This window comes from Streptomyces sp. NPDC054796, from assembly GCF_053611545.1.
In genome coordinates this window covers 24,740-40,063 of the sequence record NZ_JBSHAO010000063.1, presented here as the reverse complement: position 1 = coordinate 40,063, position 15,324 = coordinate 24,740, and the positions used below count along the sequence as shown (strand labels likewise).

Sequence of the window (15,324 nt, the reverse complement as noted above, 5' to 3'; positions counted from 1 at the left end):
AAAAAAAATTAATAAACCCCCCCCCCCCGGGGGTTTTACGGGGCCCTGTGGTGGGCCCCCCGGCCCGCGGGCGGCCACCACCGGCCCGTTCACTGCCTCGATTCCGCTGCCCACGAGAGCTGCGTTCCGTCATGCTTCGTTTCCTCACCCGCCGGATGTCCGGCGCGATCGTGATCTTGTTGATCATCAGCGCGGTCACGTTCTTCCTCTTCTACGCCGTACCGCGCGACCCCGCGATGCTGGCCTGCGGCAAGAACTGCACGCCTGACGCGCTGGAGGTCATCCGGAAGAACATGGGCATCGACAAGCCCATCCCCGTGCAGTACTGGGAGTTCATGTCGGGCATCGTGACCGGCCGCGACTTCGCGCAGGGCCCCTGCCCCGCGCCCTGCTTCGGCTACTCGTTCGCGAACCAGGACCCGGTCTGGTCGACCATCCTCGACCGCTTCCCGACCACGGTCTCGCTCACGGCGGGCGGCGCGGTCGTCTTCCTGTTCATCGGCCTGGGCGCCGGCATGGTCGCCGCCTGGAAGCGCGGCACGATCATCGACAAGATCTTCAGCACCGGCTCTCTCGTGCTCAGCTCGTTGCAGATCTACTTCATCGGCCCCCTGGTCCTCGCGCTCCTCGTCTACAACATGGGGATCCTCGACCAGCCGAAGTACGTCCCCCTGAGCGAGGACCCCGGCGGCTGGTTCATGGGCCTGCTCATTCCATGGATGGTCATCCAGATCATCTTCACCGCGAACTACACCCGTCTGTCGCGGTCCTCGATGATCGAGCAGCTCCAGGAGGACCACGTCCGTACGGCCAAGGCCAAGGGCATGTCATCCCGGACGGTGTTCTTCCGCTACGCCTGGCGCGGCTCCCTGATCCCCATCGTCACCATCTTCGGCGTGGACCTCGGGTCCCTGCTGGGCGGCGCGATGATCACGGAGTGGACGTTCTCCCTGCCCGGCATCGGCAGGCTGGCCGTCGAATCGGTCCAGAACACCGACCTTCCGATGGTGATGGGCGTGATGCTCTTCTCCGCGACCTTCATCATCCTCTTCAACGTCATCGTGGACGCCGCCTACGCGTTCATCGATCCTCGCGTGCGTCTGGCCTAGGAGAACCGCAGTGACCACCGTGACCAAGCAAGCGGACGTTCCGGCGCCGCGCGACGCGGGCTCCGACGAGGCGTTCCTCTCCGTACGCGACCTGTACGTGCACTTCAGCACCGAGGACGGCACCGTCAAGGCCGTCGACGGCCTCTCCTTCGACCTCGCGCGAGGCAAGACCCTCGGCATCGTCGGCGAGTCCGGATCCGGCAAGTCGGTGACGAACCTGTCGATCCTCGGCCTGCACAACCCGCGCTCGACCGACGTCTCCGGCGAGATCCTGCTCGACGGGCAGGAGCTGACCGGCGCCCGCGAGAAGACCCTGGAGTCGCTGCGCGGCAACAAGATGGCGATGATCTTCCAGGATCCGCTGACCGCGCTCTCGCCGTACTACACCGTCGGCCGCCAGATCGCCGAGCCGTACCGCAAGCACATGGGCGTCTCCAAGCGCGAGGCCCATCTGCGCGCCGTCGAGATGCTCGACAAGGTCGGCATCCCGAACGCCAAGCTCCGCGTCAACGACTACCCGCACCAGTTCAGCGGCGGCATGCGCCAGCGCGCCATGATCGCCATGGCGCTGGTGTGCAACCCCGACCTCCTGATCGCCGACGAGCCCACGACGGCACTGGACGTCACCGTCCAGGCGCAGATCCTCGACCTCCTCAAGGACCTCCAGCAGGAGTTCGGCTCGGCGATCATCTTCATCACCCATGACCTGGGCGTCATCGCCAACGTCGCCGACGACATCCTCGTCATGTACGGGGGCCGCGCCGTGGAACGCGGCACCGTCGGCGAGGTGCTGCGCGCGCCGCAGCACCCGTACACCTGGGGCCTGCTCACCTCCATGCCGAGGCTGAGCAGCGACGTGAACGAGGAACTGGTCCCGATCCCGGGCACCCCGCCGAGCCTCCTGTCCCCGCCCCCGGGCTGCCCGTTCAACCCGCGCTGCGGATTCGTGGACGAGGTCCCCGGCGGCCTCTCCTGCACCGTCGACAGGCCGCCGCTCCCCGACGGACGCGGGGCCGCCTGCCACCTGACGGCCGAGCAGAAGAAGACCTTCTTCATCGAGCAGATCAAGCCCCGGCTGGGCTAGGGAGTACGAGAGACGATGAGCGACGAACTCACCCTGACCAAGCCCGAGCCCGAGGACGCCAAGCCCAAGGGAACCCCGGGCGAACCCCTCCTGGAGGCCAAGGGGCTCACCAAGCACTTCCCGATCATGGGCGGCTTCCCCTTCAAACGGAAGGTCGGCGCCGTCCAGGCCGTGGACGGCATCGACCTCACCGTGCGCCAGGGCGAGAGCTTCGGCCTCGTCGGCGAGTCGGGCTGCGGCAAGTCCACCACCGGGCGCCTGCTGACCCGGCTGCTGGAGCCGACCGGCGGCACGATCACGTACCGCGGCCAGGACATCAGCCACGCGACGCGCAAGCAGATGGCGCCCGTACGGTCCGAGATCCAGATGATCTTCCAGGACCCGTACTCGTCGCTGAACCCCCGGCAGACCGTCGGCAGCATCATCGGCGGGCCGATGGAGGTCAACGGCATCAACCCGCCCGGCGGCCGGGAGAAGCGCATCCGCGAACTCCTGGAGACCGTCGGCCTCAACCCCGAGCACTACAACCGCTTCCCGCACGAGTTCTCCGGCGGCCAGCGCCAGCGCATCGGGGTCGCCAGGGCACTGGCACTGGAACCCAAGCTGATCGTGGCCGACGAGCCCGTGTCAGCGCTCGACGTCTCCATCCAGGCGCAGGTCGTCAACCTCCTCCAGGAGGTCCAGCGCGAGATGGGCATCGCGTTCGTCTTCATCGCCCACGACCTCGCGATCGTCCGGCACTTCTCGCAGCGGCTCGCGGTGATGTACCTCGGCAAGATCGTCGAGGTCGGCGACCGCGACCAGATCTACACGCGTCCCCGGCACCCCTATACGCACGCGCTGCTCTCGGCCGTGCCGGAGGCGGTACTGACCGAGGGCGCGGACGACACACGCGAGCGCATCCGGCTCGCGGGCGACGTGCCCTCGCCGATCAACCCGCCCTCGGGGTGCCGGTTCCGCACCCGGTGCTGGAAGGCGCAGGACAAGTGCGCCCAGGAAGAGCCGCCGCTCATCCAGATCACCGGCAACGAGTCGGGCCACCTCACGGCATGCCACTTCCCCGAGGAGGGCTCCATCACGGCCCGCGACGAGGACGTCGTCCTGGACGCGGCCCTCCAGGCCATGGAGTCCAAGGAGCCGTAACCCCTCCCTTCACCGGGGGGCGCCCCCTGCCGGTGCCCCTTTGGGTTCGTTCGCGTGCTGCGGGCCGGTGGGTGGGTTGTGCCCACCTTCCCCCAGCTACCGCTGGGAGGTGCCCCCTCGCCGAGCGGAACGCCGGCCCACAAGGGTGGCTGGGCCCGCACCGTCAGGTGCGGGCCCACAGCATGGGAACAAGCGGAGGGACCACCGGCCGGAGGTTGGCCACCGCGTCCCCGGACACCCCCCACCCACACACCCCACACGGCCACCGTCGGACACCAAGAACCACGCGGCGCCAGCCGCAACGCACCGCACCACACGCCGCGCCGAAGCCACACAGCCGCACCCGACCGGCGACGGCACGCCAAAATGTTGTGGGCAATCGTCCCGCTGGCGAGGGGGCACCTCCCAGCGTTAGCTGGGGGAGGGTGGGCACAACCCGTGCCACCGGCCCGCAACACGCGAACGAAACCCCAAAGGGGCACCAGCCAAGGCGCACCCCAACAAGAACCGGGCACCCCGTGTGGCCATCACCCCGTACCCCGTGAAGGGGCACACCCCCGTGAAGCGGCAACCCCCCGTTTCAGACCACCCCCCGCAGGGCCCGCTTCAAGAAGGCGACCTGGAGCAGGAGGAGGTTTTCCGCGACGCGTTCCTGGGGCGTCATGTGGGTGACCCCGGACAGCGGAAGGACCTCGTGCTGCCGCCCGGCGGCCAGCAGCGCGGACGACAGCCGCAACGTGTGCGCGGCCACGACATTGTCGTCCGCCAGCCCGTGGATCAGCATCAGCGGCCGGTGCGGCGCGTCCGCTTCCACCCCGGACAGCCCTTCGTCGGTGAGCAGCGAAGCCTCCGCGTACGCCTCGGGATCGCTTTGCGGCATGCCGCAATACCGCTCCGTGTAGTGCGTGTCGTACAGCCGCCAGTCCGTGACGGGCGCCCCCGCGACCGCCGCGTGGAAGACGTCGGGCCGCCGCAGCACGGCGAGCGCGGCCAGATAGCCCCCGTACGACCAGCCCCGGATGCCGACCCGTGTGAGGTCCAGCGGATGGTCCCCGGCCAGTGAGCGCAGCGCCTCGACCTGGTCGTCGAGCGTGACCTTCGCGAGGTCGCGCGAGATCGCCTTCTCCCAGGCGGGGGAGCGGCCGGGCGTGCCCCGGCCGTCCGCGACGATCACGGCGAAGCCCTGGTCGGCGAACCACTGCGAGGACAGGTACGCGTGGTGCGCCGCGACGACGCGCTGGCCGTGCGGGCCGCCGTAGGGGTCCATGAGGACGGGCAGGGGCCCGTCCTCGTCGCGGTAGCCGGAGGGCAGCAGGACGGCGGCGGGGATGCGTCGCGCGCCCGTGTGCAGCAGCCTGGGCGCGGCGGTGAGCACGGGCGTGTCCGCGTACGAGGGGATCACCGGGCCCGTCTCCGTACCGCCGTCCTCGGTGAGCCGCACCACGGTGACGCGGGAGCCGCCGCGCCCGAGGGTGGAGGTGGAGAGGACGAGGACGTTGCCGCCGCGTACGGCGGAGGCCACATGCGGGGCTGTGGCGTCCTCGCCGACCGCGATCCGCTCCCAGCCGCCCTTGTCGCCGCTGCCGCGCAACGTGGCGCGGTAGACGCCGATGTCGCCGGGCGCGGGCTCGTCGGAGGCGTCGGGCGCGCCGGTGAACGCCTCGCTGCCCGCCGAGGCGGAGAAGAGTACGTCGTCCTCTCCGATGTCGAGTACGGCGCGCACGTGCAGCGCCCCTGTGGTGAGCGCGCGGTCGCCGACGACGAGGGCGCGCACGCCGCCCCTGTCCTCGATGCGCACGAGGCGCCCGTCGGGCGTCCAGGCGGGTACTCCGGCGAAAAGTTCAAGCCAGACCGGATCGTCCTCGGCGTGCAGCGGCGCGGTGGCTCCGGTGGCCGTGTCGACGGTCAGGACGAACTGGTCGCGCTGGTCCCTGCTCTGGACGAGCAGCAGGGGAGGACCGGCCGCTGACCAGTGGACGCGGGCGAGGTACGGGTGCCTGGCGCGGTCCCACACGACCTCCGTACGGGCGCCGTCCTCGGCGTCGACCAGGTGCAGCGTCACCTCGGCGTTGGCCGTGCCCGCGGCCGGATAGGCGACCCGCGCCGGCTCCTTGTCGGGGTTGGCGGGGTCGGCGATCCACCAGCGCTGGACGGGCGCGTCGTCGGCGCGTGCGACGAGGAGGCGGTCGCTGTCGGGCGACCACCAGTAGCCGCGGCTGCGGGACATCTCCTCGGCCGCGATGAATTCGGCCAATCCGTAGGTGACCGTCTCCGCCTCCGGCGTGGCCAGCGCGCGGTCGCCGTCGGCCCCCTCCGCACCCAGCTCGGCCACCCGCAGCGCGCCCCCGCAGACGTAGGCGACGCGGCGCCCGTCGGGCGACGGACGGGGATCGACGACGGGGCCGGGCGCGGGCAGTTCGCGGGCCGCGCCGGTGCGCAGTTCCGCGGCGAAGAGGCGGCCGGAGAGGGCGAAGGCGGCGACCTCGACGGCAGTGTCGGTGGCATATCCGACGATCCCCGCTGCGCCCTCACGGCTGCGTTCGCGCCGGGCGCGCTCCTCGGGCGAAAGCTGCTCGGCAGCGCCGCCGAGCAGCTCAGCCGGGTCGGCGGCTGCGTACTCGCGCGGGGCCGTGCCCTCGTCCGCGGCCAGCTCGCGCACCCACAGGACATTCGCCCGGTCAGTGCCGCCGCGGGAGCGCAGGAAGGCGATCCGTGAGCCGTCGGGCGCGACGGTGAAGGCCCGGGGGGCGCCGAGCGTGAACCGGTGGGTGCGGGCGGACTGCCGCGGGAACGTCGTAGCCATGCGCCAGAGGGTAGAGGTTCAGGTCAATCATGATCCGTTCGTGGCTGGAATCGAATATGCGCCCCTCCTCTGCTCCCGTGCACCGACCCGTGCCGACTCACGGATAGTTATGATCCGTTGCGCATGGTGGGAGCGGGGTATGTAGCCCCTGGCCGACTGTGTCGTGGGCCGAGTGTCCTGTCCCGTACCGACCGCACGTACTTGGAGGTGAACCGCCGTGGCACTCTCGATTTCGGCGGTGGTGCTGCTGGCGATCGTCGTCTTCCTGCTGGTCAAGAAATCAGGACTGAAGGCCGCACACGCGTTGGTCTGCGTGCTGCTGGGCTTCTATCTGGCCAGCTCCTCCATCGCTCCCACGATCAGTGAGCTGACCACGAACGTCGCTGGAATGATCGGCGACATCAAGTTCTGAGGACGGCTGTCGGAGCGGCGTCGTAAGGTCGGGGGCATGAGCACAGCCCCTGACCGCCGTCTGCTGTTGGTGCACGCCCACCCGGATGACGAATCGATCAACAATGGCGCGACCATGGCCAAGTACGCGGCCGAGGGCGCGCACGTCACCCTGGTGACCTGCACTCTCGGCGAGGAAGGCGAGGTCATCCCACCCGAGCTGGCGCATCTGGCCCCGGACCGTGAAGACGCTCTGGGGCCGCACCGCATAGGCGAACTGTCGGCGGCGATGCGCGAGCTGGGTGTCACAGATCACCGTTTTCTCGGTGGTCCCGGCCGGTACCGCGATTCGGGAATGATGGGGCTGCCGCAGAACGACCGCCCGGAATCCTTCTGGCAGGCCCGTGTGGACGACGCGGCGACATCCCTCGTAGAGGTGATACGCGAGGTCCGTCCCCAAGTGCTGGTCACCTACGACCCACAGGGCGGCTATGGCCACCCCGATCACATCCAGGCCCACCGCGTCGCCATGCGCGCGGCCGAGCTGGCGGCCGAGGACGACTACCGCCAGGACCTGGGCCCCGCGCACGCCGTAGCGCGTGTCTTCTGGAACTGCGTGCCGCGCTCCGCCGTCGAGGCGGGCTTCGAGCGGCTGCGCGAGCTGGGCGGGGACAATCCCTTCCCCGGCATCGCCTCGGTGGAGGACGTGCCGGGAGTCGTGGCCGACGAAGAGGTCGCCGCGGCGATCGTCGGCGGCAAGACGTACGCGGAAGCGAAGGCCGCGGCCATGCGCGCTCACGCGACCCAGATCGCGGTCGACGGCCCCTTCTTCGCCCTCTCCAACGACCTGGGGCAGCCGCTCTTCGGCACGGAGTTCTACCGCATCGCGGGCGGCACGGAGGCGGCGGCCGTCGCCGCACAGGCCGCGCCCCTCGATGACCTCTTCGCGGAAGTGACGCCGGAAGCGGCGTCGGAGACGATGGCGGGAGCGAAGCCGTGAGCCGCACCGTGAGCGGAACCGCGAAGGGCGCGGGCGCCCCCATGAGCGAGGCGGAGCGCGAGGCGCGCCCGCTCGGCACCCCGCGCACGCGCGCGGGTGTCTATGCGGTCCTCGCCGTGCTCGGCGTCCTGGTCGGCGTCGCCGGCACCCTCGTCCAGGCGGGCTGGTTCCCGTTCGGGCTGCTGCTCTCGCTCGCCGCCTCGGCCGGAGTCTTCTGGGGCGGCGCGAAGCTGTGCCGGACGAAGGCGGGGGCGATAGCCCCGGCGGCGGGCTGGGCGGTGGCGGTGCTGTTTCTGACGTCGTCGCGTCCGGAGGGCGATTTCCTCTTCGGCGTCGGGGCGGGCTCCTATGTCTTCCTCATCGGCGGCATGCTCGTGGCTGTGATGTGTGCCACGATCGCGCTGCCCGTGCCGCCGGTGCCAGGGAACAAGTCCCGCTGATGAGGGGCCTGTCGGCCCTTTTCCGTGGTCGTGGGATCCGCGGCAGCGCCCCGAAGTATGGTGGTGCGCGCCGGCGAGCCGCCTGTGAACAAGCAAGATGGGCGGCGAATCCAACCGGGAGTACCTGCTTTGAGCCGTGAAACTGACAGTTCGTCCTCCGGGCCCAGGGGCCGTGGCGGTTCGGCGTACCCGCCGGGGACCGAGCCGTACGGCCCGGTCGGTGGCGCCGGTGACTCCGCCGATCCGGCGGATTCCCCTGGCGACGCGGGCGCGAAGGCGCCCGACGAGCCCAGGACCGAGACGACGCTGACCACCCGCATCCGGATCAACATCCCCGGATCCCGGCCCATTCCACCGGTCGTCATGCGCACGCCCGTGAGCGACGCAGACGAGGCGGGCGCCTCCGGCGCGCGCAAGCGTGACGGGGCGAGCGGGCCCGGCGCCTCGGGCATTTCGGGTGCACCGGGTGCACCGGGTGCACCGGGTGCTTCGGGTGTTCCGGGCGCTCCGGGTGCGGGCACGCCATCGGCGCCGCCCGTGCGCGGCGAGGGCACCGGAACGCTGGGCGGGGGCGTGCCGGTGAACGGCGTCGGCGCCCCTGAGCCCCCGGCCTCCGGTGGCGGCGCGCCCGAAGGGCGCGGACCGGGCCCCGACGACCCGGACAGCGGGGAGTTCACACAGGAGACCAGCGACTGGTTCGCGCCACGCAAGGGCGCCGCGGCGAAGGGCTCGCCCTCGGGGAGCACGGCCAAGGGCTCAGGCGACTCCGGAATCTCCGGCGGTTCCGGCACCTCCGGCGGCTCCTCGCTCTCCGGGCTCGCGGGCCTCTCCGGCACCCAGGGCGGCGCCCCCGGCACGGGCCGCGCCGATCTCCCGTACTTCTCGGATCCCGCCTCCGGTTCCGGCCCGTCGGACGGTTACGACACGGCTGATCCGTACGGCGCTGCCGACCCGTACGACACAGGAGCCACCCCCAGGCCGGATCCGTACGACACGGGCACGACCCCCCGTATCGATCCGTACGACACGGGCGCGACGCCCCGGCCGGACCCGTACGACACCGGCTCGACGCCCCTGGGCGGCCCCTTCGACACCCCGGCCGACGGCTTCCCGTCGCTGGGCGGCGGGCTCGGCCAGGACGGGCCGGGCGACGGCGGGCCGCCGCGCAGCGCGATACACGGCCTGCTGGACGGCACCGGAAGCGGCGCGGGAAGTGGCGACGGCACCGGCGCCGGAGCCCCGTTCGACAGTGTGCCCCCGGTCGGCGGCCCCTCCGGCGAGACGACGGGTCCGGCCTCCGGCGACATGCCCCTGCCCCCGCCGCCCGGCTCGCGGGGCATCCCCGGCGCGTTCGGCACGGACGACGAGGAGCCGCCCGTCAGCTCCACCCTCGGTCTCGGCACGGGCCCCGCGCCCTTCGGGCCCGGCGGCACGGCCGCGCCCGGCGACGGCCAGGGGCAGGGCCCCGAGGCCGGTCCGGGTTCCGGTTCCGGTTCGGGGGCTGGTTCCGGTTCCGGTTCCGGTTCTGGTTCCGGCGATGAGCGGGTCGCGGGCGACACCCTCATCAGCGGCATCCCCAGGGTCCCCGCGTCCGACGGCCCCGCCACGCCCCCGCCGGGCCCGAAGGCCCAGGAACCGGCGCCCGGCGGCCCGGCGCCCAAGAGCGGCGCTCCGGCGTCGGCCTCCTCCGGCCGTGGCGGCCGGTCCAAGCTGGTCCTCGCGGGCGTCGGCATCGTCGGCGTCCTCGGCATCGCGTACGGCGCGGGCCTCCTGCTGGACCACGCCGACGTGCCCACGGGAACCACCGTCCTCGGCGTCGACATCGGCAATACGACCAAGCACGAGGCCGTCAACAAGCTGGACGCGGCCCTCGGCGACAGTACGACGGAGCCGTTCACCGTGCTCGCGGGCGACAAGGAGGCCAAGCTCAAGCCGAGCGTGGCCGGGCTGACCCTCGACACCGAGGCCACCGTGCGCGGCGCCGCGGGCCGCGACTACAACCCCGTCTCCGTCATCGGCTCCCTCTTCGGCGGGACCCGCGAGGCCGAGCCCGCCATAAAGGTCGACAAGGAGAAGATGAAGTCGGCCCTCCAGCACGTCTCCGAGACGGCCGGAGACGACGGCGCGCCGACCGACGGCATGGTCAAGTTCGTGCGCGGCAAGGCCGTCGCCGTCCCCGGCGAGCCCCACAAGGGCGTCGACGTGGACAAGGGCAGCTCGGTCCTGGAGGAGGCGTACCGCAAGCGCGCGGTCACCGGCCAGAACACCGCCGTGAAGCTGCCCGTCTCCATGCAGCAGCCGGAGGTCGGCGAGCAGGAGATCAACCGCGCCATCAAGGAGTTCGGCAAGCCCGCGATGTCCGGCCTCGTGACGGTCAAGGCGGGCAGCGCCTCGATCCAGTTCAGCCCGGAGAAGTCGCTGCCGAAGTTCCTGTCGATGAAGCCGGTCAACGGCCGTCTCGTCGACAGCTACGACCTGCCCGTGCTCAAGCAGCTCTACGGCACGACGTTCGCGGGGGTCCAGGTCACCCGTGGCGACGGCAGCAAGACGCCCGTCACGCCGCAGGACGTCGTCGGCGCGCTCCGCATGGCGCTCAAGGAGACCGACCCGTCCAAGCGCGTGGGGGAGATCCCGCTGAACCCGCAGTGACGGCTGAGGGGAACGGACCGGCGCCGCGTGCGCCGGTCCGTCCCCCTCCCCGCTCGCGCGCGGTCCGCCCTGGCCGAACCGCGCTCGCGCCCCCGCGCCGCGCCCTAGTTGAGCCGCGCCCGCGCCGCCCGTGCCGCTCTGCGCACGGTGTCGGCGGCCGAGGGCTCCATCGCCGCGATGACCTCCGCGTACGCCTCCATCTCGACGGCGCCGCCTATGAAGTCCCCGCGCTCCACGAGCAGTTGCGCGCGCTCGTAGCGCAGCCTCGCCGGATGGTGGGGGAGGCGCAGCGACAGGTCCAGGGCCCACAGCCGTACGCCCGACTGCTCGGGGCGCGCAGCCGCCCAGGCGCGGATGTTGTTGAGGACGCGCAGCACTATCTCCAGCGGGTCGGCGGGCTGGAGCAGCGCGTGGGAGACGCCCGTACGCCTGCCCGTCGCGCCCGCGATCAGCACCTCCAGATCACCGGATCCGAGCAGCCGCCCGCCGCCGAACGGGTCCGCGAGCACATGCTCGCCCGACGGGTCGCCGAAGCCGACCACGAAGTGCCCCGGCAGCGCGACCCCGTACACCGGGGCCCCCGCGCGCCGCGCCACCTCCATCCACACCACGGACAGCAGGATCGGCAGCCCGCGCCGCCGCCCCAGCACGGCCTGGAGCAGCGAGGAGTCCAGCCGCCTGTAGTCGGCGTTCGTGCCCCGGAAGTCGTGCTCCTCGCCCAGCAGCCGTTCCAGGGCGCGGGCCCACTCCTCGGGGCTGCGCCCCCGCGCGTACGGGAGCAGTCCCGCGAGCCGGTCCAGCTCGATCTGCGCGCTGTCGACGGTGGCCTCGGGGGAGCGCGGCGCGCAGGCGTCCGAGGTCCCCGTCGCGTCGGGGGACGCGGCCTCGTCAGCGGACGGCCCGTCGCCCGGGTACGCCGCCTCGACGCCGATGAGGAGGCACAGCAGCGCGAGGTCGGGGCGCTCGTCGCGGGCGGCTTCGGCGAAGCGGTCCCTGTTGTCCATGCGGCCCATGCGTCACTCCCCGGGTGCCCGGCGGTAGTGGTAGGCGTGGTGATCGGCGAAGCCGAGCCCGTCATACAGCGTCCGCGCCGCCGTGTTGCCGGCCTCCACCTGGAGGTACGCCGCCGAGGCGCCCTCCTCCAGCGCCCTGCGCGCCAGCTCGGCCATCATGCCCGTGGCCAGCCCCTCGCGGCGCCGCTCCGGGCGCACCTCCAGGGCGGCGAAACCGGCCCACCGGCCGTCCACCACGCACCGGCCGATCGCCGCGGGCGGCGCACCCTCCTCGCCCTCGCTCCTGTCCTCGCCCCCGGCCGTCGCGAACCACACGGAGGGCCCGCCCGTGAGGACCTTCGGCGCGCTCCCCTCCAGCCCGCCCGTACGCCGGTAGGCGGAGAGCCACCCGGCGCCGGGTTCCCGCGTGAGGCGTATCCGGGCGTCGGGTTCCCTGTCGGCGAGGGGTGCCAGTGCGCCTACGCAGAAGACGGCGTGCCGCTCGGCGCTCCAGCCGCGCTCCTCCAGCTCGGCCGCGAGCAGCTCGTCGGCGTCGGCGGCCCCCGTGGTGACCTGCACGCGCGGGGCCAGTCCGCGCGTCCCGTACCAGCGCACGGCCAGGTCGATCGCTTCGTCCAGCGGCACTCCGGGGCTGCCCAGGGGCAGCACGGAGTTGGCGCGCGAGGTGAAGCCGTCCGCGGCGCGCAGCGTCCACTCCCCGAGCCGTTCCGTCTCGGTCGCGGGCCAGCCGCGCGCGGCGGTCTCCTGGAGTTCGCGCACGCCGGCCGAGGGGATGCCGCGCCGCCTGGCCGGTGCGTCGGGCACGACCTTGCCCGCCACCAGCGAAATCTCCGCGATCCGCACACTCTCTCCACCGCGCCGCGTGACGCTCAGCACGCCGTCCGTCCACGATGTGAGAACACCCACCGTGTCAGTGAACCTCGCACCTGGTTCACCAGTCTCGGTCAAAGACCTCACCGATACGCGTTTACCCACGTCAGACGCGGTGATTCGGACCTCAAGACGTCCGCCCGTGGTGAATTCCACAGCTCTACCCGCCCCTCCTGTTCGTCTCCTGCCCGGGAACGGAGATACTAGGTGCGGGCATCGACGACGCCGCGCTCCCGCGCGCCCAGCGGCGGAGCCGGACACCGGTCCGCCAGCCCTAACGAGGAGGAACGACAGCGTGACCTACGTCATCGCGGAGCCTTGTGTCGACCTTAAGGACAAGGCCTGCATCGAGGAGTGCCCCGTCGACTGCATCTACGAGGGCCAGCGGTCCTTGTACATCCACCCGGACGAATGCGTCGACTGCGGGGCCTGCGAACCGGTCTGCCCGGTCGAGGCGATCTTCTACGAGGACGACACTCCCGAAGAGTGGAAGGACTACTACAAGGCGAACGTCGAGTTCTTCGACGAGCTCGGTTCGCCCGGTGGCGCCAGCAAGCTCGGCCTGATCGAGCGGGACCACCCGTTCATCGCCGCGCTTCCCCCGCAAGAGCACGACGAGTGACCTTGAGGATCTGAGCGGAGTCCGCGCGCCGCCGCGCGAGCGGCGGGCCGCGTGAGCCATGAGAGCCACGTGGGCTGCGTGAGCAGCACGAGCAGCGCGAGCTGCGTGGATCCGCGTCTCCGTGGTCCCGTACGGCGAAGGGGACCGGTGTGTGCCCGGCCCCGGTCGGCGTGCGGGACCACGGCGTTTGTCACGAGAAAGCGAGCCAACCCGTGCCACCCGCACCCGTCTCCGACCGGCTTCCCGTCTTCCCGTGGGACCGGCTCGAGCCGTACAAGACAGCCGCGGCGGCGCACGCCGACGGCATCGTGGACCTGTCCGTCGGCACCCCCGTCGACCCGGTGCCCGAGCTGATCCAGCGCGCGCTCGCGCAGGCCGCCGACAGCCCGGGCTATCCCACGGTGTGGGGGACCGCGGCACTGCGCGACGCGATCACCGGCTGGTGCGAACGCCGACTGGGCGCCCGCGGCCTGGAGCACACCAATGTGCTCCCCGTCGTCGGCTCCAAGGAACTGGTGGCCTGGCTGCCCACCCAGCTCGGTCTGGGCCCGGGCGACCGCGTGGCGTATCCGCGGCTCGCCTACCCGACGTACGAGGTGGGCGCGCGGCTGGCCGGCGCCGATCCTGTCGTCTACGACTCGCCGACGGAGCTGGACCCGGACGGGCTGCGGCTGCTGTGGCTCAACTCGCCGTCCAACCCGACGGGCCGGGTGCTCGGCCAGGACGAACTGGCGCGCACGGTCGCCTGGGCGCGCGAGCACGGGGTGCTGCTGGCCAGCGACGAGTGCTACCTGGAGCTGGGCTGGGAGGCCGACCCGGTATCGGTGCTCCACCCGGACGTCTGCGGCGGCTCGTACGAGGGCGTCCTCGCCCTCCACTCCCTCTCCAAGCGCTCCAACCTCGCGGGTTACCGCGCCGCCTTCACGGTGGGCGACGCCGCGGTGCTGGGCGAACTGCTCCAGATCCGCAAGCACGGCGGCATGATGACCCCGGCGCCCGTGCAGGCGGCCACCGTCGCGGCGCTCGGCGACGACACGCACGTGGCCGAGCAGCGCGAGCGGTACGCGGCACGGCGCACGGCGCTGCGCGGGGCGCTGGAGGCACAGGGCTTCCGCATCGAGCACAGCGAGGCGTCCCTGTACCTGTGGGCGACCCGCGACGAGCCCTGCTGGGACACGGTCGGCGACCTGTCCAAGCGCGGCATCCTGGTGGCGCCCGGCGACTTCTACGGCGTGGCGGGCGAGCGCTTCGTGCGCGTCGCGCTGACGGCGACCGACGAGCGGATCGACGCGGCGGTACGGCGCCTGTCCGCCTGACGGCAGCACTGTCGTGCACGACGTCGCGGCGTGCCGTGACGTCCTGACAGCCCGAAGGGCCCCGGAGACATCTCGCTCTCCGGGGCCCTTCGGGCTGCCTGCTGCCTGCTGCTGCCTGCTGCTGCCTGCCTGCTGCTGCTCTGTGCTCACCTGTGCGGCCCGCGCGCCGTGCCGCGCGGCCGGTTCATCCCGTAGGGGCCACGGGCGGACGCGGGCGCGACGCGCGGACCGCCTGCCGGTCCCGGCGGCCGGGCTCAGCCGATCGGCAGGTTCTTGACCGGCAGTTCGCTCGCGCTGGGCAGCCCGTCGGTGGGCAGCTCACCGGCCGACAGACCGGCGGGCAGACCGCTGGTCGGCAGCCCGTTCCCGGTGGCGGAGGCGGCGTCGCCGAGGATCTCGCCCGCGTTGCCCGCGGTACCGCCCACGAGCTGCTGCGCCGCGGGGGCCGCGGTCCTGCCCGCGGAGCCGACGGTCTTCCCGGCGGCCGGGACGGCGCTCTTGACGGCCTTGCTGCCGGTGTCGGCGGTCGTGTCGCTGACGCCGCGGGAGGCGCCGTCGACGGAGTCGCCGAGACCCTTGCCGTCGAGGTTGCTCAGCCCGCCCACGTCGGGGGTCGAAGACAGGTCGGCGGCGCTGGCGGAACCGGCGGCTGCACCGACGACGGAGGCGGCGCCCGCTGCCGTCAGCAGCGCGGTCTTGGCGATCCGGCGCGTGAGGGACATGATGCTCCTTTGACGGAGAAGAAGGCTTCTTCTGAACTGGGGTGTTGAACGGGGTGTGCCCGCCGCCCGTCGGACCCGGTGACCGGGCCCGTATTCGGACGGCCGCCCACCGGGGTGTCACCCGGTTGGCGCAGTGCCTATCGCCGTCGACGGGGAGAAGGTT

13 protein-coding genes are annotated in these 15,324 nt (G+C 72.1%); 9 read left to right on the top strand and 4 right to left on the bottom strand.

Annotation, left to right across the window (positions count from 1 at the left end; all coding sequences use genetic code 11):
* The first annotated feature begins 131 nt into the window (after positions 1–131).
* The 3 genes from ACWGJ2_RS34425 to ACWGJ2_RS34415 are packed head-to-tail and all read left to right on the top strand — an operon-like array spanning position 132 to position 3,336.
* Positions 132–1,109, top strand: a complete 978-nt coding sequence (locus ACWGJ2_RS34425; protein ID WP_453350273.1) for an ABC transporter permease — start codon at positions 132–134, stop codon at positions 1,107–1,109.
* A 10-nt stretch (positions 1,110–1,119) separates the two neighbouring features.
* A complete protein-coding gene (locus tag ACWGJ2_RS34420; protein ID WP_453350272.1) occupies positions 1,120–2,193 on the top strand; it encodes an ABC transporter ATP-binding protein in 1,074 nt (357 codons plus the stop codon).
* 15 nt (positions 2,194–2,208) lie between these two features.
* On the top strand, positions 2,209–3,336 hold the full coding sequence (locus tag ACWGJ2_RS34415) for an ABC transporter ATP-binding protein (RefSeq protein ID WP_453350271.1): 1,128 nt from the start codon (positions 2,209–2,211) through the stop codon (positions 3,334–3,336).
* 580 nt (positions 3,337–3,916) lie between these two features.
* Here ACWGJ2_RS34415 and ACWGJ2_RS34410 read toward each other — a convergent pair.
* A complete protein-coding gene (locus ACWGJ2_RS34410; RefSeq protein ID WP_453350270.1) occupies positions 3,917–6,139 on the bottom strand; it encodes a prolyl oligopeptidase family serine peptidase in 2,223 nt (740 codons plus the stop codon).
* Between the two features lie 217 nt (positions 6,140–6,356).
* On the opposite strand from ACWGJ2_RS34410, the gene ACWGJ2_RS34405 reads away from it, so the two are divergent.
* From ACWGJ2_RS34405 to ACWGJ2_RS34390, 4 genes are all read left to right on the top strand, one after another.
* Positions 6,357–6,551, top strand: coding sequence for a hypothetical protein (locus ACWGJ2_RS34405; protein WP_453350269.1), 195 nt, complete (start codon positions 6,357–6,359; stop codon positions 6,549–6,551).
* Between the two features lie 36 nt (positions 6,552–6,587).
* Positions 6,588–7,529, top strand: coding sequence for an N-acetyl-1-D-myo-inositol-2-amino-2-deoxy-alpha-D-glucopyranoside deacetylase (gene mshB / locus ACWGJ2_RS34400; protein WP_453350268.1), 942 nt, complete (start codon positions 6,588–6,590; stop codon positions 7,527–7,529).
* 41 nt (positions 7,530–7,570) lie between these two features.
* Positions 7,571–7,969 carry a DUF6113 family protein gene (locus tag ACWGJ2_RS34395; protein WP_453350277.1) on the top strand — a complete coding sequence of 133 codons (399 nt, stop codon included), beginning with the start codon at positions 7,571–7,573 and terminating at the stop codon, positions 7,967–7,969.
* Between the two features lie 129 nt (positions 7,970–8,098).
* A complete protein-coding gene (locus ACWGJ2_RS34390; RefSeq protein WP_453350267.1) occupies positions 8,099–10,618 on the top strand; it encodes a hypothetical protein in 2,520 nt (839 codons plus the stop codon).
* Positions 10,619–10,722: 104 nt separating this feature from the next.
* Here ACWGJ2_RS34390 and ACWGJ2_RS34385 read toward each other — a convergent pair whose 3' ends face one another.
* Both ACWGJ2_RS34385 and ACWGJ2_RS34380 read right to left on the bottom strand, forming a co-directional pair.
* Complete coding sequence (locus ACWGJ2_RS34385) at positions 10,723–11,631, bottom strand: transglutaminase-like domain-containing protein (protein WP_453350266.1); 909 nt, start codon at positions 11,629–11,631, stop codon at positions 10,723–10,725.
* Positions 11,632–11,634: 3 nt separating this feature from the next.
* Positions 11,635–12,657 carry a GNAT family N-acetyltransferase gene (locus ACWGJ2_RS34380; RefSeq protein ID WP_453350265.1) on the bottom strand — a complete coding sequence of 341 codons (1,023 nt, stop codon included), beginning with the start codon at positions 12,655–12,657 and terminating at the stop codon, positions 11,635–11,637.
* Positions 12,658–12,796: 139 nt separating this feature from the next.
* Between ACWGJ2_RS34380 and fdxA the strand changes: the two genes are divergently transcribed.
* Complete coding sequence (gene fdxA / locus ACWGJ2_RS34375; protein ID WP_169441715.1) at positions 12,797–13,123, top strand: ferredoxin; 327 nt, start codon at positions 12,797–12,799, stop codon at positions 13,121–13,123.
* Positions 13,124–13,335: 212 nt separating this feature from the next.
* Positions 13,336–14,439, top strand: coding sequence for a succinyldiaminopimelate transaminase (gene dapC, locus ACWGJ2_RS34370; RefSeq protein ID WP_453350264.1), 1,104 nt, complete (start codon positions 13,336–13,338; stop codon positions 14,437–14,439).
* Positions 14,440–14,693: 254 nt separating this feature from the next.
* On the opposite strand, the gene ACWGJ2_RS34365 is transcribed toward dapC, so the two are convergent.
* Positions 14,694–15,161, bottom strand: coding sequence for an ATP-binding protein (locus ACWGJ2_RS34365; RefSeq protein WP_453350263.1), 468 nt, complete (start codon positions 15,159–15,161; stop codon positions 14,694–14,696).
* Positions 15,162–15,324 lie beyond the last annotated feature (163 nt).

Coding starts and splice junctions, on each gene's coding strand:
- ACWGJ2_RS34425 (WP_453350273.1), top strand. CDS start 132: ATGCTTCGTTTCCTCACCCGCCGGATGTCCGGCGCGATCGTGATCTTG.
- ACWGJ2_RS34415 (WP_453350271.1), top strand. CDS start 2,209: ATGAGCGACGAACTCACCCTGACCAAGCCCGAGCCCGAGGACGCCAAG.
- ACWGJ2_RS34410 (WP_453350270.1), bottom strand. CDS start 6,139: ATGGCTACGACGTTCCCGCGGCAGTCCGCCCGCACCCACCGGTTCACG.
- mshB (WP_453350268.1), top strand. CDS start 6,588: ATGAGCACAGCCCCTGACCGCCGTCTGCTGTTGGTGCACGCCCACCCG.
- ACWGJ2_RS34395 (WP_453350277.1), top strand. CDS start 7,571: ATGAGCGAGGCGGAGCGCGAGGCGCGCCCGCTCGGCACCCCGCGCACG.
- ACWGJ2_RS34385 (WP_453350266.1), bottom strand. CDS start 11,631: ATGGGCCGCATGGACAACAGGGACCGCTTCGCCGAAGCCGCCCGCGAC.
- ACWGJ2_RS34365 (WP_453350263.1), bottom strand. CDS start 15,161: ATGTCCCTCACGCGCCGGATCGCCAAGACCGCGCTGCTGACGGCAGCG.